Origin of the sequence: Geothrix edaphica (assembly GCF_030268045.1) — a bacterium.
GTDB classification, from domain to species: domain Bacteria; phylum Acidobacteriota; class Holophagae; order Holophagales; family Holophagaceae; genus Geothrix; species Geothrix edaphica.
In genome coordinates this window covers 972,817-997,805 of sequence record NZ_BSDC01000001.1, presented here as the reverse complement: position 1 = coordinate 997,805, position 24,989 = coordinate 972,817, and the positions used below count along the sequence as shown (strand labels likewise).

At 70.0% G+C, this 24,989-nt stretch carries 23 protein-coding genes; 12 read left to right on the top strand and 11 right to left on the bottom strand.

All coding sequences use genetic code 11. The features are described 5' to 3' along the window. Nucleotides 1-126: 126 nt before the first annotated feature. The 3 genes from QSJ30_RS04435 (at nucleotide 127) to lpxC (ending at nucleotide 2,690) form a co-directional block, all read left to right on the top strand. Nucleotides 127-972 carry a septal ring lytic transglycosylase RlpA family protein gene (locus QSJ30_RS04435; RefSeq protein ID WP_285606815.1) on the top strand — a complete coding sequence of 282 codons (846 nt, stop codon included), beginning with the start codon at nucleotides 127-129 and terminating at the stop codon, nucleotides 970-972. Beyond that, entirely contained in the window at nucleotides 941-1,645 is a 705-nt protein-coding gene (locus QSJ30_RS04430) for an IspD/TarI family cytidylyltransferase (protein ID WP_285606813.1), read from the top strand. Before QSJ30_RS04435 ends, QSJ30_RS04430 begins: the two co-directional genes overlap by 32 nt. A gap of 124 nt (nucleotides 1,646-1,769) precedes the next feature. Beyond that, on the top strand, nucleotides 1,770-2,690 hold the full coding sequence (gene lpxC / locus QSJ30_RS04425; protein ID WP_285606811.1) for a UDP-3-O-acyl-N-acetylglucosamine deacetylase: 921 nt from the start codon (nucleotides 1,770-1,772) through the stop codon (nucleotides 2,688-2,690). A gap of 36 nt (nucleotides 2,691-2,726) precedes the next feature. Here lpxC and QSJ30_RS04420 read toward each other — a convergent pair whose 3' ends face one another. Continuing rightward, nucleotides 2,727-4,337, bottom strand: a complete 1,611-nt coding sequence (locus QSJ30_RS04420; protein WP_285606809.1) for an ATP-binding protein — start codon at nucleotides 4,335-4,337, stop codon at nucleotides 2,727-2,729. Nucleotides 4,338-4,556: 219 nt separating this feature from the next. Between QSJ30_RS04420 and hisD the strand changes: the two genes are divergently transcribed. The 9 genes from hisD to hisG all read left to right on the top strand — a co-directional run bounded on the left by hisD (nucleotide 4,557) and on the right by hisG (nucleotide 12,625). Next, a complete protein-coding gene (gene hisD / locus QSJ30_RS04415; RefSeq protein ID WP_285606807.1) occupies nucleotides 4,557-5,843 on the top strand; it encodes a histidinol dehydrogenase in 1,287 nt (428 codons plus the stop codon). 82 nt (nucleotides 5,844-5,925) lie between these two features. After that, nucleotides 5,926-7,689, top strand: coding sequence for an aminotransferase class I/II-fold pyridoxal phosphate-dependent enzyme (locus tag QSJ30_RS04410; RefSeq protein ID WP_285606805.1), 1,764 nt, complete (start codon nucleotides 5,926-5,928; stop codon nucleotides 7,687-7,689). After that, nucleotides 7,686-8,270 (top strand): imidazoleglycerol-phosphate dehydratase HisB, encoded by a 585-nt coding sequence (gene hisB, locus QSJ30_RS04405; RefSeq protein ID WP_285606803.1) that lies wholly within the window; start codon nucleotides 7,686-7,688, stop codon nucleotides 8,268-8,270. The genes QSJ30_RS04410 and hisB overlap by 4 nt, the downstream gene beginning before the upstream one ends. Continuing rightward, nucleotides 8,267-8,908 (top strand): imidazole glycerol phosphate synthase subunit HisH, encoded by a 642-nt coding sequence (hisH, locus tag QSJ30_RS04400; RefSeq protein ID WP_285606801.1) that lies wholly within the window; start codon nucleotides 8,267-8,269, stop codon nucleotides 8,906-8,908. Before hisB ends, hisH begins: the two co-directional genes overlap by 4 nt. Continuing rightward, a complete protein-coding gene (locus QSJ30_RS04395; RefSeq protein ID WP_285606799.1) occupies nucleotides 8,899-9,612 on the top strand; it encodes a 1-(5-phosphoribosyl)-5-[(5-phosphoribosylamino)methylideneamino] imidazole-4-carboxamide isomerase in 714 nt (237 codons plus the stop codon). The genes hisH and QSJ30_RS04395 overlap by 10 nt, the downstream gene beginning before the upstream one ends. Then, nucleotides 9,612-10,364, top strand: coding sequence for an imidazole glycerol phosphate synthase subunit HisF (gene hisF, locus QSJ30_RS04390; RefSeq protein WP_285606797.1), 753 nt, complete (start codon nucleotides 9,612-9,614; stop codon nucleotides 10,362-10,364). Before QSJ30_RS04395 ends, hisF begins: the two co-directional genes overlap by 1 nt. Before the next feature lies 1 nt (nucleotide 10,365). Then, entirely contained in the window at nucleotides 10,366-11,013 is a 648-nt protein-coding gene (hisIE, locus tag QSJ30_RS04385; RefSeq protein ID WP_285606795.1) for a bifunctional phosphoribosyl-AMP cyclohydrolase/phosphoribosyl-ATP diphosphatase HisIE, read from the top strand. After that, nucleotides 11,013-11,981 (top strand): ATP phosphoribosyltransferase regulatory subunit, encoded by a 969-nt coding sequence (locus QSJ30_RS04380; RefSeq protein ID WP_285606793.1) that lies wholly within the window; start codon nucleotides 11,013-11,015, stop codon nucleotides 11,979-11,981. The genes hisIE and QSJ30_RS04380 overlap by 1 nt, the downstream gene beginning before the upstream one ends. Next, the gene (gene hisG, locus QSJ30_RS04375; protein ID WP_285606791.1) at nucleotides 11,978-12,625 is read left to right on the top strand and encodes an ATP phosphoribosyltransferase; all 648 of its coding nucleotides are present in this window, start codon (nucleotides 11,978-11,980) and stop codon (nucleotides 12,623-12,625) included. Before QSJ30_RS04380 ends, hisG begins: the two co-directional genes overlap by 4 nt. A 6-nt stretch (nucleotides 12,626-12,631) precedes the next feature. Here the strand turns inward: hisG and QSJ30_RS04370 are convergent, their stop codons facing one another. The 10 genes from QSJ30_RS04370 to QSJ30_RS04325 form a co-directional block, all read right to left on the bottom strand. Then, nucleotides 12,632-13,138 (bottom strand): GreA/GreB family elongation factor, encoded by a 507-nt coding sequence (locus QSJ30_RS04370; RefSeq protein ID WP_285606789.1) that lies wholly within the window; start codon nucleotides 13,136-13,138, stop codon nucleotides 12,632-12,634. 26 nt (nucleotides 13,139-13,164) lie between these two features. Beyond that, on the bottom strand, nucleotides 13,165-14,265 hold the full coding sequence (locus QSJ30_RS04365) for a CofH family radical SAM protein (RefSeq protein WP_285606787.1): 1,101 nt from the start codon (nucleotides 14,263-14,265) through the stop codon (nucleotides 13,165-13,167). A 2-nt stretch (nucleotides 14,266-14,267) separates the two neighbouring features. Beyond that, nucleotides 14,268-14,432 (bottom strand): hypothetical protein, encoded by a 165-nt coding sequence (locus tag QSJ30_RS04360; RefSeq protein WP_285606785.1) that lies wholly within the window; start codon nucleotides 14,430-14,432, stop codon nucleotides 14,268-14,270. Nucleotides 14,433-14,505: 73 nt separating this feature from the next. Beyond that, a complete protein-coding gene (gene hpf, locus QSJ30_RS04355) occupies nucleotides 14,506-14,829 on the bottom strand; it encodes a ribosome hibernation-promoting factor, HPF/YfiA family (RefSeq protein ID WP_285606783.1) in 324 nt (107 codons plus the stop codon). Between the two features lie 72 nt (nucleotides 14,830-14,901). Then, entirely contained in the window at nucleotides 14,902-16,467 is a 1,566-nt protein-coding gene (gene rpoN / locus QSJ30_RS04350) for an RNA polymerase factor sigma-54 (protein ID WP_285606781.1), read from the bottom strand. 2 nt (nucleotides 16,468-16,469) lie between these two features. Continuing rightward, nucleotides 16,470-17,207 carry an LPS export ABC transporter ATP-binding protein gene (gene lptB / locus QSJ30_RS04345; protein WP_285606779.1) on the bottom strand — a complete coding sequence of 246 codons (738 nt, stop codon included), beginning with the start codon at nucleotides 17,205-17,207 and terminating at the stop codon, nucleotides 16,470-16,472. Between the two features lie 75 nt (nucleotides 17,208-17,282). After that, nucleotides 17,283-20,552 carry a WD40/YVTN/BNR-like repeat-containing protein gene (locus tag QSJ30_RS04340; RefSeq protein ID WP_285606777.1) on the bottom strand — a complete coding sequence of 1,090 codons (3,270 nt, stop codon included), beginning with the start codon at nucleotides 20,550-20,552 and terminating at the stop codon, nucleotides 17,283-17,285. 52 nt (nucleotides 20,553-20,604) lie between these two features. After that, nucleotides 20,605-22,353 (bottom strand): hypothetical protein, encoded by a 1,749-nt coding sequence (locus QSJ30_RS04335; RefSeq protein WP_285606775.1) that lies wholly within the window; start codon nucleotides 22,351-22,353, stop codon nucleotides 20,605-20,607. After that, the gene (locus QSJ30_RS04330) at nucleotides 22,350-24,017 is read right to left on the bottom strand and encodes a single-stranded-DNA-specific exonuclease RecJ (protein ID WP_285606773.1); all 1,668 of its coding nucleotides are present in this window, start codon (nucleotides 24,015-24,017) and stop codon (nucleotides 22,350-22,352) included. The genes QSJ30_RS04335 and QSJ30_RS04330 overlap by 4 nt, the downstream gene beginning before the upstream one ends. Nucleotide 24,018: 1 nt before the next feature. Next, nucleotides 24,019-24,978 carry an acetyl-CoA carboxylase carboxyltransferase subunit alpha gene (locus tag QSJ30_RS04325; RefSeq protein ID WP_285606771.1) on the bottom strand — a complete coding sequence of 320 codons (960 nt, stop codon included), beginning with the start codon at nucleotides 24,976-24,978 and terminating at the stop codon, nucleotides 24,019-24,021. Between the last annotated feature and the right edge of the window lie 11 nt (nucleotides 24,979-24,989).

Genomic DNA, 24,989 nt, shown 5'->3' with positions numbered 1-24,989 from the left:
CCCGTCTTCATCATATATATTCCCATTGTCATTTGCGACTCTTTACAAAAGGGCCGGCCCGGGGCATACTTTATATGTATACGAGCTGGTCCATTAAATGCGACCTGATGATCTTTGTGGAGTCCGATGCTGTCACCCTTCCATCCCACCAATTGGAGCAAGGCCTGCGCGCTCTGGATCCACGAGATCCACATCGCCTTCGACCCTCCAACTCCGGTGGACCCAGGCAAGGGCGGTGTTCTCAGGCTCATGCGCTGGAGCACCCCACGCGTGGCCACCCTGGTGGCCCTCAGCTTCACCCTCCACTGCACCCGGCCCCCCGCGACCTACGATTCATCGCTCGCCGGCTCCCGCCAGGGCGCCCTGTCGGTCGACGGGCAGGCCTATGTGGAAGAGGGCATGGCCAGCTGGTACGGCGGCAACGATGACGGATTCGCAGGCCGGCCCACGGCCAGCGGGGAAATTTTCGACCCCGAACAGTTCACCTGCGCCCACCGGACCCTGCCCCTCGGTAGCTTCGTGGAAGTGGAGAACCTGGAGAACCGCAGGCGCACCGTCCTCCGGGTGAACGATCGCGGCCCCTTCATCAAGGGCCGGGTGCTGGATCTTTCCAAGCGCGGGGCCGAAGAGCTGGGCTTCATGGGCCGGGGAACCACCCGCATCCGCCTCCGCTCTGTGGACGCCATGGGCCTCCCCACCGCACTGGACCCGGCCATGGACCATGCGGACCCCTTCGTCGTGCAGGTGGCTGCACTTTCCGATCCCAAGAACATCGAGTCACTTACGCGCGAACTTGAAAACACCTTCGGCGTGGTGACCACCCAGAGCGCCACCACCCGCGGTGGGCTGGCCGTGAAGCGGGTCCGCGTGGGCAGCTACACCAGCCGCCAGGACGCCGAACAGGCCGCCGAGCAGCTCGCCAAGCTCCTGAAGGACCGCGGTGTCGAACCCTTCATCACCCGCCAGCGCTGAACCCCTGCGCCCCTTCCTGGTCATCCCGGCCGGGGGGCGGGGTCTGCGCATGGGGGGCGGCCTGCCCAAGCAGTTCCGGGACTGGGGGGGGCGTCCCCTGCTCCAGGCCACAGTCGATGCCTTCCTCGCCCCCGGGATGCCGCCCCTGGCCGGCATCGCCCTGGCCGTGCCTGAGGGCCACCTGGAGGAAACCCGCAGCTGGTCCTTCAGTGTGCCCTGCTGGGTGGTACCGGGCGGGGATACCCGCCAGGATTCTGTCTGGGCTGCCCTCCGGGCCCTGCCCGACCAGCCCATGGCCCCCGTCATGATCCACGACGCCGTCCGCCCCTTCCCACCGGTCGCGCCCCTCTGGGAGGCCCTGGCAGCCCTGAACCGCTTCGACGGCGTCCTGCTCGGGGAGCCCTCCACGGACACCCTCAAGCGGGTGGATCCGGAGGGCCGAGTGCTCGGCACCGAACCCCGGGAGCCGTTCTTCCGGGCCCAGACCCCCCAGATCGCGCGCCTGGGGACCTGGCTCCATGCCTTCCGGGACGCCGATGCAGCGGGTTTCAGTGCCACAGACGACGTGGCCCTCTTGGAACGCCTGGGCCTGGCCGTGAGGCTGATCTCCAGCCCCAGCTCCAACCTGAAGCTCACCACCCCCGAGGACTGGGAGCGCACCCAGCCGCGCTGACCTCCGACCACGGTGTGTGGTGGATGAACCCACATCCGTGCCTCCTCCATCTCTACACAAATCATGAAATGATTTGAGTAGTAAAACGGCACGATACTGGCTTAACAATCTGCGAGGACAAACCATGCCCCGCAGCACCGCACCCCAGACCCTGAGCCGCGAGATCACCGTCTCGGGCCATGGCCTGCATGGCAACCGCCCCTGCTCGGTGCGCCTGGTGCCGGTGGAAGCTCCCACGGGCCTGGTCTTCATCCACACGCCCACGGGCACCGAGATTCCCGCCAAGGCCGGCCTGGCCGGCGACCTGGTCCTCGCCACCACCCTGGTGAAGGATGGGGTCCGTCTTCAGACCATCGAACATCTGCTGTCGGCCCTCATGGGGCTGGAGGTCGAGCACCTCCGCATCGAGGTGGACGCCGAGGAGCTGCCCATCCTGGACGGCAGCGCCGCCCCCTGGGTGGAGGCCATCCTGCAGGCGGGCACCCGGGCCCTCGAAGGCCGCCGCCGTTTCCTCAAGATCACGCGGCCCATCGAGGTCCGGAACGGCGACCGCTGGATCCGCGCCCTTCCCTTCGACGGCCTCCGCCTCCGGTACGTCATCGACTTCCCCATCCCCGCCCTGGGCCGCCAGAGCCGCGAGCTGAGCCTCACCCCGGAGAAGTACCGCCGGGAGCTGGGCGCTGCCCGCACCTTCTGCCTGGCCCAGGAGATCGACATGATGCGCGCCCGCGGCCTCGCCCTGGGCGGCAGCCTCGACAACGCCGTGGTCTTCGGCGCCGACGGCCCTCTGAACGAGTCCCTGCGCTACGAGGACGAAGCCGTGCGCCACAAGATGCTCGATCTGGTGGGCGACCTGGCTCTGCTTGGCGCCCCGCTGCTGGGCCTGGTGGAAGCCCATGCCGCCGGTCACGCCCTGCATGTCGCCCTGGCCCAGGCCATCCTGGCGGACCCCGGCTGCTGGGAATGGACCGAGGATGCCGTGCCGGCCAACGTGCAGTTCTTCTTCCGGCCCGCCGAGCTCAGCATCGCCGCCCAGCCCGCCTGAGCGAACCCGGCCCATCCACCCAGGCTCCTGCTGCGCCTAGGGGCAGGCTCTCCGGACGACTGCCTGCATCTCGGCGAAGTCGAAGGGCTTCCTGAGGAGCCACACCCGGGGATAGGAAGCCAGGGCGCCTTCCACGGCCCGGTCCACCCTTCCCGAGGAGAGGATGACCGGAAGGTCGGGTCGCGAGGTCCTGAGCTCCTGCAGGGCCTCCACGCCGGTCATCCCGGGCATGTTCTGGTCGAGCACCACCAGGTCCACCGCCAATCCGGCCTGCAGCCGGTCCAGGCCCTCACGGCCGCTGGCCGCCACCTCGACCCGGTGGCCCACATGACGGAACAGGGCCGAAGCGGACTCGCGGATCATCTCCTCGTCATCCACCAGGAGAATGCCCAGAGACCTGGGCTCTGAAGCCCGGGGACCCTCCGGGATCACCTCGGGCCCGGGGGACGGGACCACCAGGGCCGGGAAGCGGAGCGTGACCCGTGTACCCCAGCCCGGCTCGCTCTCGATGTTGCAGCTGCCCCCGTGGGCCTTCATCGCCCCATAGACGACGGAGAGCCCCAGTCCCGTTCCCTTGCCGACGGGCTTGGTGGTGAAGTAGGGATCGAGGGCCTTGGCCAGCACGTCAGGAGTCATTCCCTGGCCCGTGTCCTCGACCACCACTTCCACGCCGCCTTCGCCCAGCCCCCTGGATCGGAACCTCAGGCGGCCACCCTCGGGCATGGCGTCGATCGCGTTCACGCAGAGATTCATGAGCACATTGGCCAGCGAGGCGGCCTCCCCCATCACCTTCGGGAGGGGTTCCTCCAGGTCCAGGTCCAGATCGACCCTCTGGAAACTGGTGCGGGAGACGAGCTCCGCCTCCTGCCGAAGGAGCTGATTCAGGTCCAGGGGAACAGCGTCTTCCAGCCTGTCGCGGGCGAAATCGGTGAGCCCCTTGACCAGCGTCCGCCCCCGCATAGCCGTGTTAAGGAGAAGATCAAGATTCCCCGCCACGGAAGGATCGCCTTCGAAACGGTCCCTGAGGACCGTGGCCACGCCCATGATCGCGGCCAGCACGTTGTTCATGTCGTGCGCCACGCCGCTGGCGAGGCTGCCGATGGATTCGAGTTTCTGGTATCGCAGCAGCTCGGCCTGGATCCGCCGCCGCTCCTCCTCCGCCCGCTTGCGCTCCAGCTCGTGGGCACAGCGCACCGCCACCATCTGCAGAATGGATTCCGCCAGTTCCCTGTCCTCCATGGGCTTCTTCCCCATCACGGCGATCAGACCGATGGGGTTGCCCCGCGAATCCCATAGCGGAATCCCGATGTAGCTCTCCGCGGACATCTGCTGGAGCATCAGATCTTCTGGGAAGAGGCGCTGGATTCCCCTGGGGTAGCAGCAGAGGCCCCTTCCCATGACGTTCTCGCAAGGAGTTCCGTTCAGGTCGTATTCCACGTCCGGGACGAGTTCCCCGGAGGCATACAACCCCACGGTCCGTGCACGCTTCTGGTCGGGAAGAAGCTCGTCCACCAGGGCGTACTCCACACCCAGCTTTTCGCCGAGAAACTGCACCAACGCCGGAAAGAACCCCGCATGGGACTGGGTCCAACCCTTCTGGGCGGTGAACACCAGGGTCTCTTTGATCAGGTCATCCAGGTTCGTCATGATTTCATGATCTCAAGATCGGTTGTGATAGACGCAGCAGCACCTCTCGATGCTAGGCGCTGAAGGTGGCAGGAAACAATGGACGGTCGTAGTAAAGAATCTGCCCAGACAGGGTTCCTGCTTGCACCCCCCTCCATCGGCTGTCAGGCTTCTCTCTTCACCCTTGAGGTGCACAGGTGTTACTTCATCTCCATCACTGACCTGACGAACCGGGCGGACGTGCCCGGGTGGGTGGCCGCGCTGGCGCGGAACGGGGAGACGGAAGAGGACACGCGGAAGGCCGTCACGGCCATCCTGGCCGACGTGCGTCGCGACGGGCTGAAGGCCGTGCTGGACTGGACATCGCGTCTGGATGGTGTGGCCCTCGATCCCGCCGCCCTGCGCATCCCCGAAGCGGCCCTCCAGACCGCCCGAGCGGACCTGGACCGCCGCCAGCCCGACCTCATGGCCGCCCTGAGGGAGATGATCGCCAATGTGCGCCGGTTCGCGGAAGGCCAGCGCGGCTGCCTGCGCGACCTGGAATTGCCCCTGCCCGGCGGCGGCACCGTGGGCGAGCGCTGGTGCCCCCTGAAGACCGCGGGCGTCTACATCCCCGGCGGGCGCGCCTTCTATCCCTCCACCCTCGCCATGACCGTGATCCCCGCCCAAGTGGCCGGCGTGGGCCGCATCGTGGGCGTCACACCTCCCAAGCCCCAGCCCACCTTGCCCGGAGCCTGGGGCGTGGATCCGCTCGTACTGGCCTGCGCGGCGGAACTGGGCCTCACCGAACTGTACCCCTTCGGCGGCGCCCAGGCGCTGGCCTGGCTGGCCTACGGGGAACCTGCCGTGGACCTGGTGGCCGGCCCCGGCAACCGCTTCGTGGCCGAGGCCAAGCGTCAGCTCATCGGCACCTGCGGCATCGACGCCCTGGCGGGCCCCACCGAGCTGCTGGTGATCGCCGACGACGGCGCTGATCCCGCCTGGCTCGCCGAGGACCTGATGGCCCAGGCCGAGCACGATCCCGACGCCGCCGCCGTGCTGGTGAGCGCCGACCGCGCCCTCCTCAAGGCGGTGGAGGCCCAGCTCCAGAACCGCGTGACCGCCTCGCCCCGCCGGACGATCCTCGAGCAGAGCCTGGGTACCCACGGGCGGTTGGTCTGCGCCGAGCGCGACCTGGCCATCGCCCTGGCCCAGACCTGGGCGCCCGAGCACCTCGAACTCTGCGTGCGCGATCCCGAGGCGTGGCTGCCTTCGCTGACCGCCGCCGGAGCCGTCTTCATCGGCAGCGCCAGCGCCGAGGCCTTCGGCGACTACGGCGCCGGGCCGAACCACGTGCTGCCCACGGATCGCAGCGCCCGCTACACCAGCCCCCTGGGCGTGGCCACCTTCCTCAAGCGCCAGAGCCTGCTGCGGCTCTCTGCCGCCGACGCGGCCACCATGGCCCCCTGGGTCGAGAAGCTCGCCGAGGCCGAGGGCCTCACCCACCACGGCCGCAGCGCCGGCCTGCGCGGCCATCACCACCCCTAGGGAGCGCCTCCTCGCCGAGCGCTCCGTTCCGCTTCTTCCTCCCAGAAGCCAGGTTTCCTCCTACCCTCATCCCGAGTTGCCCATGTCCTTCCTCCGACCCGACCTCGCTGATCTGCCCGCCTACCGGCGGCCTCCCGAGCCGCCCACGGGCCTCCGGCTGCACATGAACGAGGCTGGTTCCGACTGGCCCGCCGAAGCCCGGGAGGCGCTGCTGGCGCGGCTCCGGGACATGCCCTTCCACCTCTATCCCGAGCGCCAGGAGGAGCTCACCGAGCGCCTGCGGAAGCGCGTGGGCGCCCCCGAGGGCGGCCTGCTGCTGGGCCCCTCCAGCGGCGCCCTCCTGGACCTGGTGGCCATGGCGGGCCTCAGCTTCGGCGACACGGTGGCCATCCCGGATCCGGGCTTCAGCCTCTATCCCATGCTCGTGCGCAGGAACGGCGGCCAGGTGCGGAAGGTGCCCCAGGGTACGGACTTCCCGCTGGAGCCCTGGTTCGAGGCCCTGGACTGCCGCCAGATCTGGCTGACCCTGCCGAACAATCCCACGGGCGCCTGGGTGTCGCCGGAAGAACTGGAGCCCCTGCTGGCCGCCGCCGCGGCCCGGCCGGTGCCGCCCCTGTTGGTGATGGACGAGGCCTACGCGGAATTCGCCCCCGCCACCCACCGTCTGGCCGTGGACCGCTACCCGAACGTGGTGCTGCTCCGCACCTTCAGCAAGGCGCTGGCCTCCGCCTCCTGGCGCCTGGGCTACCTCCTGGGCGATCCGGCCCTGGTGTCGAAGCTGGCCACCCTGCAGCTGCCCTACTCCATCCCCGCCGCCAGCCTGGAAGCCCTGGACGTGGCCCTGGACTTCGCCCCGGCCTTCGAGCCTGCCGTGCGGGCCCTGCCGGAGCGGCGCGACCGCCTGGTCGCGTCTCTGCCTCTGCACCACGCCGCTCCCAGCGCCGGCAACTTCATCCATGTGACGCCGGATCCATCGGATGCGCTGGAAGCCGAGGGCATCAAGGTGCGCCGCCTGCCCGGCACCGGCGCCGCCCGGCTCACCATCGGCACGGAGGCGGACACCACCCGCGTGGCCACGACCCTGGGCGCGACGCTGCCACAACCCGCGCCACGGCCACGCCGCCGCCTGCTGGTCCTGGACATCGACGGCGTGCTCATCGACGCCGACCGCAGCTTCATGGAGGCTGTGGCCCGGGCGCTGGCGGAGTGCCGGCCTGCCCTGCCCTGGTCCGACGGGGCCTATCGCGCCTTCAAGCGCCTGGGCGGCTACAACAACGACTTCCGCCTCGCGGCTGGGGCCTTGGCCCTGGCGGAGGTGCACGGTGACGTGGACCTCCGGCCCGTGATCGAAGCGGCGGACGGCCGTGGCTTCCCGGAGCTCGACGCGCGGATGGAGGCCCTCGAACCCCCGGCGCAGATCCTCGTTCAGAAACACTACGTCGACACCATCCGCCTCGAGCGTCCCCTCGCCACCCTGGCCGACCTCCAGGCCACGGGCTGGGAGCTGGCGGTGCTCACCGGGCGGCCACCCGAGGAACTGGACCTGGCCTGGAAGGTGCTCGGCTTCTCGCTGCCCGCGGTCTGCGACGCCGCACCCCACCTGCGGAAGCCCGAACCTGCGGGCCTGCTGCAGCTGGCGGACGCCTTCCGGGCCGAGGAGATCGTCTTCGCCGGGGATACCGTCGACGATGCGCGCTGCCTGCGCGCCGCCGCGGACCTGAAGCCCGAGGTGGCCTGGCGCTTCGCCGCCCTGGGGCCCGACCGCGATCACTTCGCCGCGGCCGGGGATGTCCAGTTCGAGACCCTGCGCGCCCTTCTGCCGATGCTGAACCAGGAGCTGCCATGAGAACCGCCATCCTGACCCGTGCCACCGCCGAGACCCAGGTGAAGCTGAGCCTCTCCCTGGACGGGGGCGAGGCCCGCATCCGCACCGGTCTGGGCTACTTCGACCACATGCTGATGCAGCTCGCGAAGCACGGCGGCTTCGGCCTCGAGGTGGAGGCCGCCGGCGACCTGCCCGTGGACAGCCACCACCTGGTGGAGGATGTGGGCCTCTGCCTGGGCGACGCGCTGAAGACGGCCCTGGGCGACCGCGCCGGCATCGCCCGCTTCGCCCACGCCTACGTGCCCCTGGACGAGGCCCTGGCCCGGGTGGTGGTGGATCTCTCCGGCCGCCCCTGGTGCGAGTTCCACGCAGAGCTGCCGCCGGTCGTCCTCGGCGACGGCTTCCAGGTGGAGATGGTCCGGGAGTTCTTCATCGCCCTGGCCATGCGCGGCGGCCTGGCCATCCACGCGGACCTCATCCGCGGCGTGAACACCCACCACAAGGTCGAGGCCCTCTTCAAGGCCCTGGCCAAGGCCCTGCGCCAGGCCACCCGCGCCGAGGGCGGCGGCGTACCCTCCACCAAGGGGACCCTGTCCGCATGAGCGCCGGCCGCATCACCCTCATCGACTACGAGGCCGGCAACCTGGCCTCGCTGGAAGGCGCCCTGGACCGCCTGGGCCTGGCCTACGTGCGGGCCGCGTCGCCAGACCAGGCCACCGCCTCCGGCCCCATCGTCCTGCCGGGCGTGGGCCACTTCGAGGCTGCGCGGAAATCCCTGCGCGAGCGCGGCTGGTGGCAGCTTCTGCCGGAGCTGGTGGCCGAAGGCCGCCCCCTGCTGGGCATCTGCCTCGGGCTCCAGCTGCTGGCTGAAGGCAGCGAAGAGGCGCCTCGCGCCTCGGGTCTGGGCCTGATCCCCGGCCTCGTGCGGCGCCTGGGGCCGGGCGTGAAGGTCCCGAACATGGGCTGGTGCCAGGTGCGCCAGGGCAGCGCCCACCCGGCCCTGCCCGATCCCGACGGCGCCTGGCTCTACTTCGTCCACAGCTACGCCCTGGAGCCCTCCGCCGAGACCATCTACCTGGCCGACCACGGTCGCCCCTTCGCGGCCGTGGAGGCCCGGGGGAAGGTCCTGGGCTTCCAGCCCCACCCCGAGAAGTCCGGCCCCGCCGGCCTCGGGCTGCTCCAGTCGGCCCTGGCCTGGATGGGCGCCCTGCCCGTGTCCTCGGAGGCTCCATGCAACTGATTCCAAGCATGGACCTGCTGCAGGGCCGCCTGGTCCGCCTGCGCCACGGTGACCGGAAGCAGGCCACCTTCTATGACTTCACGCCCGAGGGCTGGGTCGAACACCTGATCGCGGCCGGGGCGCGGCGCATCCACCTGGTGGATCTGGACGGCGCTTTCGGTGGGCCCCGCCAGGGGACCTTCACCACCTTTCCCGCCCGCTTCCCCCAGGTGCGTTTCCAGCTGGGCGGCGGCCTGCGGGACCGCGGGGCCATCGAGGGGGTACTGGCCCTGGGCTTTGACGCGGTGGTCGGCACGCTGGCGGTGGAGCAGCCCTCCGCCCTGCGGGGCCTCCCCGGCGATCGCATCGTGGCCGCCCTGGACCTCAAGGGCGAGCGCGTCGTCACCCGCGGCTGGCAGGCCGCCAGCGCCTGCGCCTCCACGGATGTGTTCGAGGCCCTGCTCACCCTGGGCTTCGACCGGGCGCTCGTCACCGATGTGAGCCGCGATGGCACGCTGGAAGGCCCCGGCCTCGAAGCGGTCGCGTGGGTGGCCCGCGAGGGCTTCCGGGTGCAGGCCTCCGGCGGCGTGAAGGACCTCGCCGACCTTGACCCGCTGACCATGCTGCCCGGTGTCGTGGGCGCCATCAGCGGGAAGGCCCTCATGGAGGGCTTCATCGCGTTGGACGATCCACGCACCCGGGCCGCCCTGGCAGGGGGTGCCTGATGCCCGCCAAGCGCATCATCCCGTGCCTCGACGTAAAGAACGGCCGCGTCGTGAAGGGCGTCCAGTTTAAGGAGCTCCGCGACCTGGGGCACCCCGTGGACCTGGCCCGGCGCTACGATCTGGAAGGCGCGGACGAGCTGGTCTTTCTCGACATCGCAGCCTCCCTGGAGAACCGCGGCACGCGGGAGGCCTGGGTCCGCGAGGTGGCGCGGGAGCTGAGCATCCCGTTCACCGTGGGCGGAGGCGTCTCCAGCGTGGAGGATGCCCGCAGCCTACTGCGATCCGGGGCCGACAAGGTGGCCGTGAACACCGCTGCTGCCCTGCGGCCGGACCTGGTCTGCGAGCTGGCGGATGCCTTCGGGCGCCAGTGCGTGGTGGCGGCCGTGGACGTGAAGCGCGATGCCGACCTGGGCTGGCGCGTATACCTGAAGGGCGGCACCGAGCCCACGGAACGGGCGGCCGTGGACTGGCTCTGGGAGCTCAACGACCTCGGCGCCGGCGAGATCCTGCTCACCTCCATGGACCGCGACGGCACCGGTGACGGCTTCGACCTGCCCCTGCTGGACCTGGCCTCGGAGCTGCCCATCCCCCTCATCGCCTCCGGCGGCGCGGGCCTGGAGGTCCACTTCCTGGAGGCCCTCCAGCACGGCGCCGACGCGGTGCTGGCCGCCACGCTCTTCCACGAAGGCATCCTGCCCATCCCCCGCCTCAAGGCCTACCTCGCCCAGAACGACCTCTCCATACGGATCTGACATGGACCTCGACACGCTCAAATTCGATTCCGCCGGCCTCATCCCCGGCATCGTGCAGGACCGCACCGGCGAAGTGCGCATGGTGGCCTGGCTCAACCGGGAATCCCTCCAGCTCACCCTCGACACGGGCTTCGTCACCTTCTGGAGCCGCTCGCGCCAGTCGCTCTGGGTGAAAGGCGAGACCAGCGGAAACCGGCTCCGCCTCGTGCAGATCCGCCCCGACTGCGATGCGGACGCCCTGCTCATCGTGGCCGACCCCGAGGGTCCCAGCTGCCACCGCGGTACGGAGAGCTGCTTCGATTCCAGTCCGGAAGGCGGCCCAAACACTGCTCCCTGGCCCGCCACCCTGCCCTGGCTGGGCCGCCTGGAGGCCCTGCTGACGTCGCGCCAGGCGCTGGCGGACCTGGACGGCAGCTACACCCAGAAGCTCTTCGCCCAGGGTGTGGACCGCATCGCCAAGAAGGTGGTGGAGGAGGCCGGAGAGGTCGTCATCGCCGCCAAGAACGACAACCGCGAGGAGTTCCTCGGCGAGGCCGCGGACCTGTTGTTCCACCTCGACATGCTCCTCCTCGAACGTGGCGCCAGCCTGCTGGATGTGGTGGAGGTGCTTCATCACCGCCACGCTGAGCGCACCGGAGGGCCCGCCTGATGCCCGTCCGCACACCTCATTTCCCTGATCTGCTCTTCGGTTCCGCCGCCCGGCTCCGTCGGTGGGAAGGCGCCCTCATGGGGCTCCTTGCGGACCACGGCTACCGTGAGCTGCACCCCTCCCTCGTCCTGCGCGAAGCCGTGCCCGAGGGCGCCCTGCGCTTCTTCGACGGCGATGAGCTGGTGGCCCTGCGCTGGGACTTCACGGTGGCCCTGGCAGGTCTCCTGGCCCGCAGCTTCCCCACACCGCCGGACCGCGTGGCCTATGCGGGCGCGGTGTTCCGGCGGCCCGTCCAGCCCTGGGAGGCGGTGGAGCGCTTCGAAGTGGGCTGCGAGCGCATCCAGCCCGAAGGCGAGCCCGCCGCGGAGGCGGATGTGGAGCTGGCCCGCATGCTCATGGCCATCCCCGGCCTCATCGGCCTGAAGAGCGCCATCCTCCACCTGGGCAACGCCGCCCTGGTGCGGCGCCCCCTGGAAGCGGAAGGTCTGTTCGGTGAGCTGGCGGACGCCGTGGTGGCCGCCCTCTCCCGGCGCGCCCCCCACCGGGTGCGGGAGGCCCTCGACGGTCATCCGTCCGCCGCACGACTGTCTGCGCACGCCGAGGCCCTGCTCTCCGAACTCGACGGCCCAGGAACGCTCAGCGCCTTGGAATCCAGCCCCTACGCGAGTCTGCTGGAAGAGGAGCGGAGCCACATGGACCGTGCCCTCAAGACCCTGCTGCCCATCCTGCCACCCAACCTCGAGCTGCGGGTGGACCTGGCGGACGTGGCGGGCCTGGGCTTCTACACAGGCCCCACACTCCGGCTCTGGGCCCCCGGCGCCCAGCAGGAGCTGGCCGCAGGCGGCCGCTACGACCGCCTCTTCCCCGACCTGGGCCGCCCCTGGCAGGCCGCCGGCTTCTGCGTGCGTCTGTCCCGCCTGCTCGACCTGGCCGCCACCCGCCCCGACCTCTTCGAGGAACCCCGATGAACCAGACCCTGCTCATCGCCTTCCCCAAGGGCCGCCTCGGCGACGAGCTGGTGCCGAAGCTGGCGGGCACCCCGCTGGCGCTCGACACCGCGGCCCTGAAGTCCCGGGTGCTCCGCATCCCCACCGCCACGCCCGGCGTGGCGGCCCTGCTGCTCAAGGGCGCGGACCTGCCCCGCTACGTGGCCGCCGGCGTGGCCTCCCTGGGCATCGTGGGCTCGGACACGCTGGACGAAATGGACATGGACCTGCTGGAGTTGGCGGATCTGGGCTTCGGCGCCTGCCGCCTGTCACTCTGCGCCAAGACCGGCGTCACCTTGGAGGATCTGCGCGCCAAGCCGCACCTGCGGCTGGCCACCAAGTTCCCGAAGGCCACCGAGGCCTGGCTGTCCCGTGAAGGCCTCACCGCCGAGCTGGTACCCCTCAGCAGCAGCGCGGAGCTGGCACCCCTGCTGGGCCTGGCGGATGCCATCGTGGACCTCGTGCAGACCGGCGGCACCCTCAAGGCTCACGGCCTGGTGGAAACGGCCGTGCTCGGGCGCTCCTCCGCCCGCCTGGTCGCCGCCCGCGGCGCCTACCTCAGCGAACCCGGGCGGATCCGACCGCTGGCGGACATGCTGCTCGGCGCACTGAAGGCAAAGGCGTAGACAGGATCAACAGGAGGCGCCTGGACGGATGCTGAGAATCTCCAGGCGCATCGTTCCGGCGGGTCGGCGCCAGAGGACTTCATCGCCGGCCTCGGCGTTCAGCAGGGCCTCTCCCAGCGGCGAGACCCAGCTGACCTTGCCCTGGGCGGGATCGGCTTCGTCCTCGCCGACGAGGGTGTACGTCGCGATGGCGCCGGCTTCGTCGCAGACCTCCACGGCAGCCCCGAAATGGACCCGCTCTCCCGTTTTGCCGCTGGGATCGACCAGGACAGCCCGGTTCAGGCGCTCCTGGTAGTAGCGCAGGTCGCGCTGGACGATGGCCAGCTCCTGAGGATTGGCAAGCTTGCCCTCCGCCAGCAGCCGGCTCTGGCGGCCGGCCAGATCCGCCTTCAGGTCCTGCAGCTGCCGCAGGCCGGCGGGGGTCACGTAGTTCGGGTGGGGGCTCTGGGGCCGGTCGGGCAGGTCCTCGGGGCGCCCCGTGTCATCCGGATCCTTGATGAAAGCTCGATTCACGGGTTCGCCCAGGGTTCGCCGGCGGATCAGCCGCGGATCTCGCCGTAGATGTTGTCCCGCTGCCAGGGCTCGTAGCCGGCGGCGCGGATCATGCGGGTCATCTCATCCTTGTTCACGCTGTAGCAGGTGCCCGCGGCGCTGACGACGTTCTCCTCGAGCATGAGGCTGCCCATGTCGTCGCAGCCGTAGTGCAGGGCCAGCTGGCCGGTCTTGCGGCCCATGGTGACCCAGCTGCTCTGGATGTGCGCGAAGTTGTCCAGGAAGATGCGGGCGATGGCGATGGTGCGGAGGTATTCCACATCCGTGGGCTTGGGCACCTTGCCTTCCCAGGGCGTGTGGCCGCTCTGGAAGGGCCAGGCGGCGAAGGCCGTGTAGCCGCCGCCATTGTTGCGCGCCAGGGCGCGGTCCTGCTGGTCGCGCAGGGCCTCGAAATGCTCGATGCGCTCGGCCAGGGTTTCCGTGATGCCGAACATCATGGTGCCCGTGGTCTTCACGCCCTCCTCGTGGGCGGCCTCCATCACTTCCAGCCACTTCTCGCGGCCGCCCTTGAGGGGCGCGATCTTCTTGCGGATGCGGTCCACCAGGATCTCCGCGCCACCGCCGGGGATGGAGCCGAGGCCGGCCTCGCGCAAGTCCGCGATGGTCTTCCGCAGCGTCTGGCCGCTGAGCTTCGCCATCATCTGGATCTCCACCGGGGAGAAGCCGTGGACCCAGATGCCCAGGTCGTGGTGGAGGTAGCGCACCAGGTCCAGGTAGTAGTCCCACGGCAGGTCCGGATTCACGCCGCCCTGCAGGAGGAAGCCGGTGCCGCCGATGGCCTGGGTCTCCTCGGCCTTCTGCTTCAGCTGCTCCTTGGTGAGCACGTAGCCGCGGGTGTCGCCGGGCTTGTGGTAGAAGGCGCAGAAGGTGCAGTAGACGTTGCAGACGTCCGTGTAGTTCACGTTCCGGTCGATGACGTAGCTCACGCGCCGGGGATCGTTGTGGCGGTCCCGGGCGGCGGTGGCGGCCACGGCCAGATCGGGCAGCTCCGCCTGCTCCATGAGCACCAGGGCCTCGGCCGCGGAGACGCGGCGACCCTGGAGGACGCCCTCCAGGATCGCCTCGGGGGAATCGAGGGCCTTCAGCATGTCTAGACCTGGTACCCCATCACCTGGAGGCAGCGACGGCAGACGCATTCCTGGCCGGCCACGCCGTGCTGAAAATGATCCAGCGTGTAGGGGTTCCGGCATTTCTCGCAGACCTGCGTGGGCTCGGTGCTGGTCTTCGGGGCGTAGAGATGGGTGGGATCGGGCATGGCGGACTCCGGACCTTCAAGGATATCAAAGGCGGCCCGGATGGGCCGCCTTTGATCGGAAAACACGCAATGACTACTCTTCGACGGCGCCGGCCTTGGCGCTCTCATGGGGGCGGGAGTTGCGCTTGCCCTGGTGCTTGTGCGCCTGCACGTCCAGCTTCTCCACGGCCTGGGTGATGCTTGTGTACATGTCATCGGTGGTGGCGGAGGCGACGAAGGCGCTGGCGCGGGTCTTCAGCGTGATCTCAGCCTCGTGGCGGTGCTTCTCCACAGCCAGGATCACGTGGACGTCGATGATGTCGTCCAGATAGGTGGCCATCTTATCCAGCCGCTCCTTGGTGAACTGCTTCAGGGGCTCGGTGAGCTCCACGTGGCGGCCGGTGTAGTGGACCTTCATGGGACACTCCTGAAAGGGGCCGGGCGGCCCGTAAATCGGTGAAAGCAGCGCCTGAAGGGGCCTCAACCCTTGTCAGCGGCGCCGGCGCTGGGAGGCAGGAGGAATCTTGAGCTCCTCGCGGTACTTGTTCACGGTGCGACGGGCCACCTTGATGCCGTCCCGCTCCAGCAGGCCGGCGATGGCCTCATCGGACAGCGGCTTGGCAGGATCCTCGGCCTGCACGAACGCCTTGATGCGGTGCTTGACCACGGTGGCGGAGATGTCCGAATCCTTGGGACGCGCGGAGAAGAAATAGTTCAGGTCGTAGAGCCCCTGGGGCGTGTGGATGGTCTTGGCCTTCACCACCCGGCTGATGGTGCTCTCATGGAAGCCCGTGGCCTCGGCCACGTCGCGCAGCACCATGGGCCGCAGGCTTTCGATACCGTGTTCGAGGAACTCCTTCTGGAGCTCCACGATCTGGGCCGAGACCCGCAGGACGGTGCGGTTCCGGTCCTCGACGCCGCGGATGAAGTCGCGGGCGCTGCGGAAGCGCTCGCGGATGAAGTCCTTGTCGGCCTTGGCGTCGCTGGAGGCCAGGAACCGCTGGTAGTCGCCGTTCACCTTGAGCCGGGGCAGGCCCTCGTCATTGAGGTAGATCTTCCAGTTGCCATCCTCGCCCTTGAGCACCACCACATCCGGCTTCACCACCCGCTCGCCTTCGGGATCGAAGGCCCGGCCAGGCGAGGGGTTGAGGTGCTTGAGCTGGTCCATGGCCAGGCACAGCTCCGCGTCGGTGCAGCCCAGAGCGCGGCGCAGCTTGGCGCTGTCCCGCTGCGCCACCTGCGCGGTGTGGTCCTGGATGATGCGCACCGCCAGATCGTCGGGCTCGGCACCGGCGTGACGAAGCTGGAGCAGCAGGCTCTCCTGCACCGTGAAACAACCCACGCCGGAGGGGTCGAACTCCTGGAGGACGTCCAGGGCCGCGCGCAGCGCCTCCTCCGTGACGCCCAGGTCCGCCGCCAGGGCGGCCGGGGTGGCCTCCACCGAGGGCTGGTCCGGATCGAGCCGCAGGAAGCCCTTGGGGTCGAGGCGGTCGATGAGGCGCTCCACCAGCGCAGCCCGGGGATCCTCGTTCTCCAGGGTCTCGTAGAGCTGGCTCACCAGGTGATCCTGGAGGGATTCGTAAGCACTGAGCCGATCCTCCCAGGAGAACCGATCCTCTTCAGGCAGGTTGCTGGTGCGCGGCAGGTCCGAATCCCAGCTGTTCTCGGCGCCCAGCTCGGTCTCCTGGACCTGGGCCACCCCCTCTTCCGTGAACTTCTCCAGATCGCTTTCGGGGTTCATCTCGCCTGCCGCATCCAGCATGGGTCCCAGATCGACGGTGTCCACCCCTTCGGGCAGTTCCACGCCATCACCGGCCTGGTCGGAGGAGGCCTCGGTCACGTCGGAATCGCGCCCCTCCTCGATGGCCTCGAGGGTCGGCACCTCGTCACCGTCGTCGGCCAGCTCCAGCAGAGGGTTGTCCTCCAGCTCGCGCTCGATGGTCTGCGACAGCTCCTGAAGGTTCATCTGCCACAGCTTGAGCTTCAGCTGCATGGCGGGGGTGAGCGCGAGGGTCTGGCTCTGGGCCAGGCGCTGGGAGAGGAAGGGGCCGGCCACGATCAGTCCAACCTGAACCGGTCGCCCAGGTAGACCCGGCGGATGTCCGGATCCTCTGCGATCTCGCTGGGCAGGCCGTGTTTCATGATCATCCCGTCCGCCAAGATATAGGCCCGGTCGGCGATCTGCAAGGTCTCGCGGACGTTGTGGTCGGTGATCAGCACGCCGATGCCTCGCGCCTTGAGGTCGGCGATGAGGCCCTGGATCTCCAGCACGGACTTGGGATCCACGCCGGCGAAGGGCTCGTCCAGCAGCATGATCTTGGGTTCGGTCACGAGGGCCCGCGCCAACTCGCAGCGCCTCCGCTCGCCCCCGGATAGGCTCATGCCCAGCGTGTCGCGCACTTTCCCCAGGTGGAAATCGGCCAGGAGGCGTTCGCAGCGGTCTTTCTGCTCTGTCTTCGGGATGGGCTGCAACTCAGCCAGGGCCAGCAAGTTCTCCCAAACAGTCAAACCCCTGAACACGCTGGATTCCTGGGCCAGGTAGCCGATGCCCAGCCGGGCCCGCCGGTGCATGGGCAGGGCGGTCACATCCTGGCCCAGCCAGCGGATGCCGCCCCGATCCGGCGCCTCCACGCCCACCACCATGTAGAAGGTCGTGGTCTTGCCCGCGCCGTTGGGACCGAGCAGGCCCACCACCTCGCCCATGCCCACACAGAGGCTCACGTCCCGCACCACGGTGCGGTCGCCGTAGCGCTTCTGGAGGTTCACGGCCTCGAGGCAGGGGGTGGGCTCTGTCATGGATCTATCAGAACATATTGACTGCCCGATCGCGCCGGGGGCGCGCGCCGTGGCCGGCGCGCGGAGGGAAAACCTTTAGCGGACGGCGCGTCCTGGCGTGTACGGGGCCTTGGCGGCCTCCAGGGCGTCCTCCAGGGCCTTGAGCGCCCCCAGGGCGGCGCCGAACCTCGCCTGGAGGGCCTTCAAGCCATCCTCAGCCCAGGCCAGGTTCTGGCGCTGGGTGGCGGTGGGCAGCTGGGTGGTGGCCCAGACGCTGCCTGACACCTCGCGGATCCGCCCCAGGATGCCGGGCACAGTGGGCTCCTGGCGGGAGGCGACGGTGGCATCGCCGTTGAGCAGATCCCGCAGGTCCTTCAGCTCGCCGTGCAGCGCCCGGCCGCGGGTCAGCAGGGCCGCATCGGCGGCCGGGGTCTCGAGCAGGGCCTTCTGGGCATGATCCAGCCGGTTCTGGGCCTCGGTCAGGCGCTCAGAGATGCCCATGGCGCGGCGCTGGGCGTCGCCCATGCGGGCGCAGAAGGCGCTGTACTCCGTCCATTGGGCCGGGGTCAGGCGGTCGGCATCCAGGGGCTTCACCTCGAAGGCGACGGGGCCGGCCACGGACTTCAGCACACCATCCACCTGGAAGCCCAGCGTGGCCTGGTAGCGGCCTGGCGCGGCGAGGGCGCCCTGGGCGCCGTAATCCCACGGATCCCGCTCGCTCGGGACCCTCAGGCGGATGGGCGCCGGATCCTGGAGACGGAGGTCCCAGGCCACACGGTGGAGGCCCTTTTCGGGCTTCGCCGAGATGCGGCGCACCACCTGGCCGTCGCTCGCCGCGATGGTCAGCACCACGGCGGGGGGCAGCTCGCGGTCCTCGGCCCGGAGGGCCTCCCAGGCCGGGGTGGCCGGATCCTGGCCGGCCTTGGCGGCTTCCTGCTCTTTCGCCTGGCGCTGCTTCTTCAATGTCTTCGGCTCCACCTTCACGTGGTAGGTGAACACGGCGCCGAAGGGCGGATTGGGCGACAGGAAGAGGGAATCGCCCTGGAAGGATTTCCCGGGTCCGCCGAAGGGAACGGCCGGGATGTAGGCCTGGGCGGGCCGGAGGCCGTAGAGGTGGGCCTCGGCTTCGAAGTCCTCCGGCTTCGCCTGGCGCAGGGGCGTGAGGTCATCGAGGACGTAGAAGCCCCGCCCGAAGGTGGCCACCACCAGGTCGCCTTCCCGGGCCTGGATGGCCATGTCCTTCACGGCGATGGTGGGCAGCTGGGTGAACTTCGACCAGGATTTCCCGGCGTCGAGGCTGAAGAACAGACCGAACTCCGTGCCGCAGTAGAGCAGGCCTTCCCGGGCCGGATCTTCCCGCACGGTGTAGACGCTGCCCCGCTCGGGCAGTCCTTCGGCGATGGATTCCCAGGTGCGGCCGCGATCCCGGGAGCGCAGCAGGTACGGGCGGAAGTCTCCGGTCTTGTGGTTGTCGAAGGCGGCGTACACCGTGCCGGCCTGCTGCGGGCTCGCCGCCAGGCAGGAGACGTAGGTCAGCTCGGGCACGCCGGGGAAGCGCTCCGTCTTCCGCCAGGCCTTGCCGCCATCCTCGCTGATCTGGATGAGGCCGTCGTCGGTGCCCACGTACAGCAGTCCTTCGCTCTTGGGGCTTTCGGTGAAGGCCACGATGTTGCCGTAGAAGCTGGTGGAGGCGTTGCGGGCCACGGCGTCCACGCTCCACACCTTGTCCATGATCTTCAGGCGGCTGCGATCGATCTTCCGGGTGAGATCCGGGCTCACGGCGGTCCAGCTGTCTCCGCGATCGTCGCTGCGGAAGAGCTTCTGGGCGGCGAAGTACAGCCGCTTGCCGTTGTGGGGGCTGATCAGCAGCGGGGCGTCCCAGTTCCAGCGGAGAGGCTCCTCGCCGGGCGCCGGCTGGGGCTGGATCTCCACGCGCTCGCCGGTGCGGCGGTCGAAGCGGACCAGGCCGCCGTGCTGGCTTTCGGAGTAGACCGTATCCGGGTCATCCGGGTCCACCTGGCTGTAGAAGCCATCTCCGCCCTGGGTCACGAACCAGTCGAGGTTCGTGGAGCCGTGCAGGTTCCGCGTGCGGCTGGGGCCGCCCAGGGAGAAGTTGTCCTGGGTGCCGCCGTAGATCGTGTAGAAGGGGCGCGCGTTGTCCACGGCCACCCGGTAGTACTGGATGACGGGCAGGTTGGCCTTGAACTCCCAGGTGGCGCCCCGGTCGCGGCTCTCGTACACGCCGCCATCACAGCCGGAGAGCAGGTGGTCGCTGTTGGCGGGGTCGATCCACAGCGCGTGGTTGTCCACATGCTTGGAGGTCTCGCCCACGCGCCGCCAGGTCTTGCCGCCGTCCTCGGTCACCTGCATCCAGGTGTCCATGGAGTAGACGCGCTTCGGGTCCTTCGGGTCGCAGATGAGCTCCTGGTAGTACTGGGCGCTGCCGGATACCTGCTCGCTGCGGCGCTCCCAGGTGCGACCCCCGTCCAGGCTGCGGAAGAAGCCGCCCGCCTTGTTGGCAGCCTCGATGGTGGCGTAGACCGTGTCCGGCTCGCCCGCCGGCACGGCCAGGCCGATGCGGCCCATGTCCTCCTTGGGCAGCCCTTCCGTGAGCTTCACCCAGGTCTGGCCGCCGTCCAGGCTCTTGTGGATGCCGGCGCCGGGACCGCCGTCCAGCATGCCCCAGACGTGGCGGCGCCGCTGGTAGGTGGCGGCGTACAGCACGTCGGGGTTGCGGGGATCCAGCACCACGTCCGTGACGCCGGTGTGGGCATCCACGGTGAGGACGGCCTTCCAGGTTTTTCCGCCATCGGCGCTCTTGTAGAGGCCGCGCTCGCCGCCTTCCTTCCAAAGGGGACCCTGGACGGCCGCGTAGACCACCTGGCCGTTGCGCGGGTCCACGAGGATCTTGGCGATGTGCTCGCTGGCCTTCAGGCCCATGTTCTCCCAGTGCTTCCCGCCATCCAGGCTGCGGTACACACCGTCGCCATAGGCCACCGAGCGCTGGGAGTTGTTCTCGCCCGTCCCTACCCAGACGGTGTTCGAGTCGCGGGGATCCACCGTCACACAGCCGATGGAGAAGGAGCCCTCCTTGTCGAAGAGCGGAGCCCAGGTGGTGCCTCCGTTCACCGTCTTCCACACGCCGCCGGAGGCCACGCCCACGTACCAGGTGTCCGGCTTGCGGGGATCGACCGCGATATCCCCGACGCGCCCCGAGGTCACCGCCGGCCCCAGATTCCGGGCGGGAAAGTCCGCCAGGGGCGAGCCCGCCCGTTCCGTGGCCTTGGCCTTCACCGGCGGTGCCGCCAGGACCGGCACAGCGGCGAGCAGCAGGGCCAGAGGCGAGAGGGAGCGGAACCGGGGCATGGTGCCTCCTAATACGAGGTTTGCTCCATGATGCCCGAGAAAGCCCCGGCCTTCACCAGCCAGGGCCCGCGCCCTTGCCGCGCACACGCCCCTGCCACTTGACCGTCTGGGTGGCAGGCTCCAGCTCAAGGGCCTCGCCCTGGCCCTCGCCGAGGCGGCCCCGCAGGGTGACGGTGCCCTGGGCCTGGATCAGCTTCGCCGTGCGGTCCGGCCCGACGGTGACGGTCACCGAGTCCGCCGCAAGACGCCAGCCCTGGCCCTGGCACTCCACGCCGCCCCCGAGGACGATCTTCTGCCCCTCGCTCTGGCCATGCTCCGCGCGCAGGAAGAGGTCTCCGTCCGCGGCGGCCAGGGTCCCGCTCAGGCCTTCTGGGAAGCTCACCGCCTCGCCCTTCCGGACAATGCGGGGGCCGGACAGCCGCTCGCGCAGGCGGCTCCAGGCCGCGGGGCGACCCGTGAGGGTCCACAGCGTGTCCTCCCACACGAGCTTCGCCCCCCGCAGGTTGCCGCCGGCGAACAGGTTCACCTGCACGGGCCCCTCGATGGTCCAGGACCGGGGATCCCCCTGCCCCGCGCCGCCGCTGAAGGTGCCGTCCTCGCCGCGGCCCAGGACCGGGGCCTGGAGTTTCCAGCGCCGGGTGGCCCGCTCCACCAGGATGCGGGGGGAGGACAGGGTGCGCCGGCCCCAGGTGAGCAGGGCCTGGCCCTCGGCCACGGCATGGCCCACGGGCAGGGTTTCCGGCAGGTCGCCCCCCGGCCCCTCTCGCATGAGCACGCGCGGCGCGCGGAGCACGAGGCGCTGGCCGTCCATGGGCTGGTCCCAGACCACGCTGCCCTCCAGGCGCAGGCCCGCGGGCGTCCAGCGGGCCCCGTCCGTGGACAGGCGCTCCTCGCCCGTGGGCAGCCCCCGATGGGCCTGGAACTTCCGGAACTCCACCTGCTGGAACTTCGCACCGGGCGCAGGTCTCGGCGCCATCCCGCTCTTCGCCTCGCCGCGCCAGCCGTCAGCACGCTCGAAGGCCAGGGGCCCGGGCCAGGTGACGGTGTCCGGCGACAGATCCGCCACGGAAGCCTGCAGTGAGCCTTCCGCCAGGCGGGCCCGCACCCCCTCGAGATGGCCCGTCTGGAACCCGGGCACGGCCCACAGCCGCTCGGCTTCCATGGCCTGGAGGGTGGCCGGGGCGGTGCCGTCCGTCGGCGCCTGCCAGCGCACGGGACCCTGCTCCACACGGAACCGGCCGTCGGCTTCGCGGCGCCATCCGGCGGGCAGGTTCCAGATGCCCCTGGTGGACCCCTCCAGGGCCTCCCAGCGCAACGGAGCCAGCCCTTCCCACTCCCCTTCCGCCCAGCGGAGCGCGGGCCCGGCGTTCTCCACCCGCCCCCGCCCCTGGATGGCTTTGGTGCCTGGATCGGCCACTTCCAGATCCAGAGGGCCCTGGAGGGTCCAGACGCCATCCTGCCGGCGGGCTTTGGGCGACAGCATGCGCCACTGGCCAGTCGGCTCGTCCAGGTGACCCGTCACTGTCTCCAGGCGCAGGTCCTCCTCCGACCCTTCGATGGTCCGGTAGGCCAGCACCATGCGGTTCAGGCCCAGCTGTTCGGTGAGGGTTCCCACGGTGCCCCGGGTGCCTTCGCCGAACAGGGGATCCCCGCCCACGGTGCGACCCGGCATGCCCCCGCCGCCCATCATCAGGAAGCGCAGGGTGAAGCCCAGGGTTCCCACCACCAGTCCCCAGCCCAGGCCCCGCCATAGCGGGTGGCGGGCCGGCGGCAGGTCCCGGAGCAGGGCCTGCACCTTCATGGGGCCACCTCCCCGAGGGGGGCGTCCACCAGCCAGGAGCGGCCCCAACGGGCACTGCCCTGAGGCACGGCGGCCACGCAGAGCCGCTCGCCGATGACCGGCTGCGACGGTCGCTCGCGACCCGCGAACCAGGTGAGGGGATCCGGGGTCCCGGCCAGCCGGAGCTTCCAGTGGTCCGCCCCGAACACAGCCGAAGCGGCCACGGCCCCCTCAAGCTTTGCCAGAGCTGGGGCGAAGCCCTGGCCGAAGGGTTCCAGGCGGGCCAGGTCCGCGTCATCGGGAAGATCCGCATGGCCGCCGTCCACCAGCAGAGGCGGGAGCTCGCGCCCGGCGGCCTGCTCGGCCGCGCCCCGCTGGAGGGCCTGACGGACGAAGGCGAGGCGGGAGGGCTCGAAGCTTAGGCCCGCCGCCGCGCGATGGCCGCCGCCGCCCAGGATGAAGGGCTGGGCCAGGGCCAGCAGGCCGCCCAGATCGTAGCCTTCCGGAGCCCGGAGGCTGCAGTGGGCCACGCCATCGACCACGGTGCAGACGCCCGCGGGGCGTCCCGTGGCGCGCATGCGGTGGCCGGCCACGATGCCGATGACGCCCTTGTGGGCCGAGGGATCCAGCACCAGGTCGAAGGCGGCATCCTCCGGACGGGGCAGGCGGGCGGCCAGCTGCTCCTGGATGGCCCGGCGCTCCTGGTTCAGCGCTTCCACCCGGATCATCAGGGTCTCCGCTTCCGCCGGATCGCGGGTCAGGAGCAGGCGGACCGCATCCTCCGCCCCACCCATGCGGCCCACGGCGTTGAGCCGGGGCGCCACGCCGAAGGCGATGTCCTGCCCGCCGGGAGCGCCCTCCTTCTTGGCGGCGCGCAGCAGGGCCGCCAGCCCGGGACCATTCCTGCCGCCTAGGGAATCGAGCCCGCGCCGCACGAGCAGGGCATTCTCGTCCACCAGCGGCATCACGTCCGCCACGGTGCCGATGGCCACCAGCTTGAGCATGCCGTCCAGGAAGGCCGCATCGGCGCCCACGGGATGGGGAGCGGCCCCGATCAGGGCCTGGGCCAGCTTGAAGGCCACCCCCACGCCCGCCAGGAAGGGGTTGGCATAGCCGTCCAGGTGGGGATGCACCACGGCGCAGGCGGCCGGCAGCTCCGGGCCCAGGGCGTGGTGGTCCGTGATGACCCAGTCCAGGCCCAGCTCCGAGCTGGCCGCCACTTCCGCCACGCTGCGCACGCCGCAGTCCACGGAGATGAGCAGGCCGGGATCACGGGTTTCCTTCAGCTCCCGGATGCAGTCCAGGTGCAGGCCGTAGCCATCCGAGAAGCGGTTGGGGATGAAGAACGAGACGTCCGCGCCGAGCCGCTCCAGCGCGCGCATCAGGAGCGCCGTGGCCGTCACGCCATCCACGTCGTAGTCGCCATAGACCACGATGCGCTCGCGGGCATCCACGGCCCGGCGGATGCGCGCCACGGCCGCGTCCACCCCGGGGAGGAGGTGGGGGTCCGTGCTGCGGGTCCAGGAGGGGTCGAGGCGCCAGGCCAGACCCTCCGGCTGATCCACGCCGCGCAGCCAGGCCAGCCGCGCGAGGCGGGGATCCAGGTTCCAGGCCGCGGCCAGGGCCCGCCAGGGCGCCGGACCCGCCGGGATCTCCCGGCGGAGGCGCCAGGCCTTGGCTTCCATGTCAGCCGACACTGCCCATGCGGGCGAACTTCTGGTACCGCTCCTCCACCAGCTGTTCAGCGGTCAGCTCGGACAGCTCAGAGAAGGCCTCCACGACGGCTTCCTTCAGAGCAGCGGCCGCCGCGTCGAAGTCGGAGTGGGCGCCACCCAGGGGTTCCTTCACGATGCCGTCGATGACGCCCAGCTCCAGCAAATGCGGGGCCGTGAGCTTGAGGGCCGCCGCGGCCTTGGGGGCCTGGCTGGCATCCTTCCACAGGATGGAGGCACAGCCCTCGGGCGAGATCACGGAGTAGATGGCGTTCTCCATCATGAGCACCCGGTCGGCCACGCCCAGAGCCAGGGCCCCGCCGCTGCCGCCCTCGCCCAGGACCACGGCCACCACGGGCACTTCGAGCTTGGCCATCTCCAGCAGGTTGCGGGCGATGGCCTCGGCCTGGCCGCGCTCCTCGGCGTCCACGCCCGGATAGGCGCCCGGCGTGTCGATGAGGCAGAGGATGGGGCGCTGGAACTTCTCGGCCAGCTTCATGAGGCGCAGGGCCTTGCGGTAGCCCTCGGGCTTGGGCATGCCGAAGTTGCGGAGGATCTTCTGCTTCGTGTCCCGCCCCTTCTGCTGGCCGATGATCATGACGGGGTTGCCCTCGATCCAGCCCATGCCGGCCACGATGGCCGCGTCGTCGCCGAAGCGGCGGTCGCCGTGCAGCTCCTCGAAGCGCTCGCAGATCCGCTCCAGGTAGTCGAGCGTATAGGGGCGCTTGGGGTGCCGCGCCAGCTGGGCCCGCTGCCAGTCGGTGAGGTTTGTGAACAGCTCGGCCTTCAGCTTGTCCAGCTTCTTTTCCAGCTTCTCCCGTTCCTTGGACTGGGAGGGGTCCATCTCCATGGCCCGGATCTGGGCCTCCAGCTCGAGCACCGGCTTTTCCAGCTGGGACAGATCCATGGCCTGTTCGGGAGTCGCGTCTTTCATGAAGCCTCGAG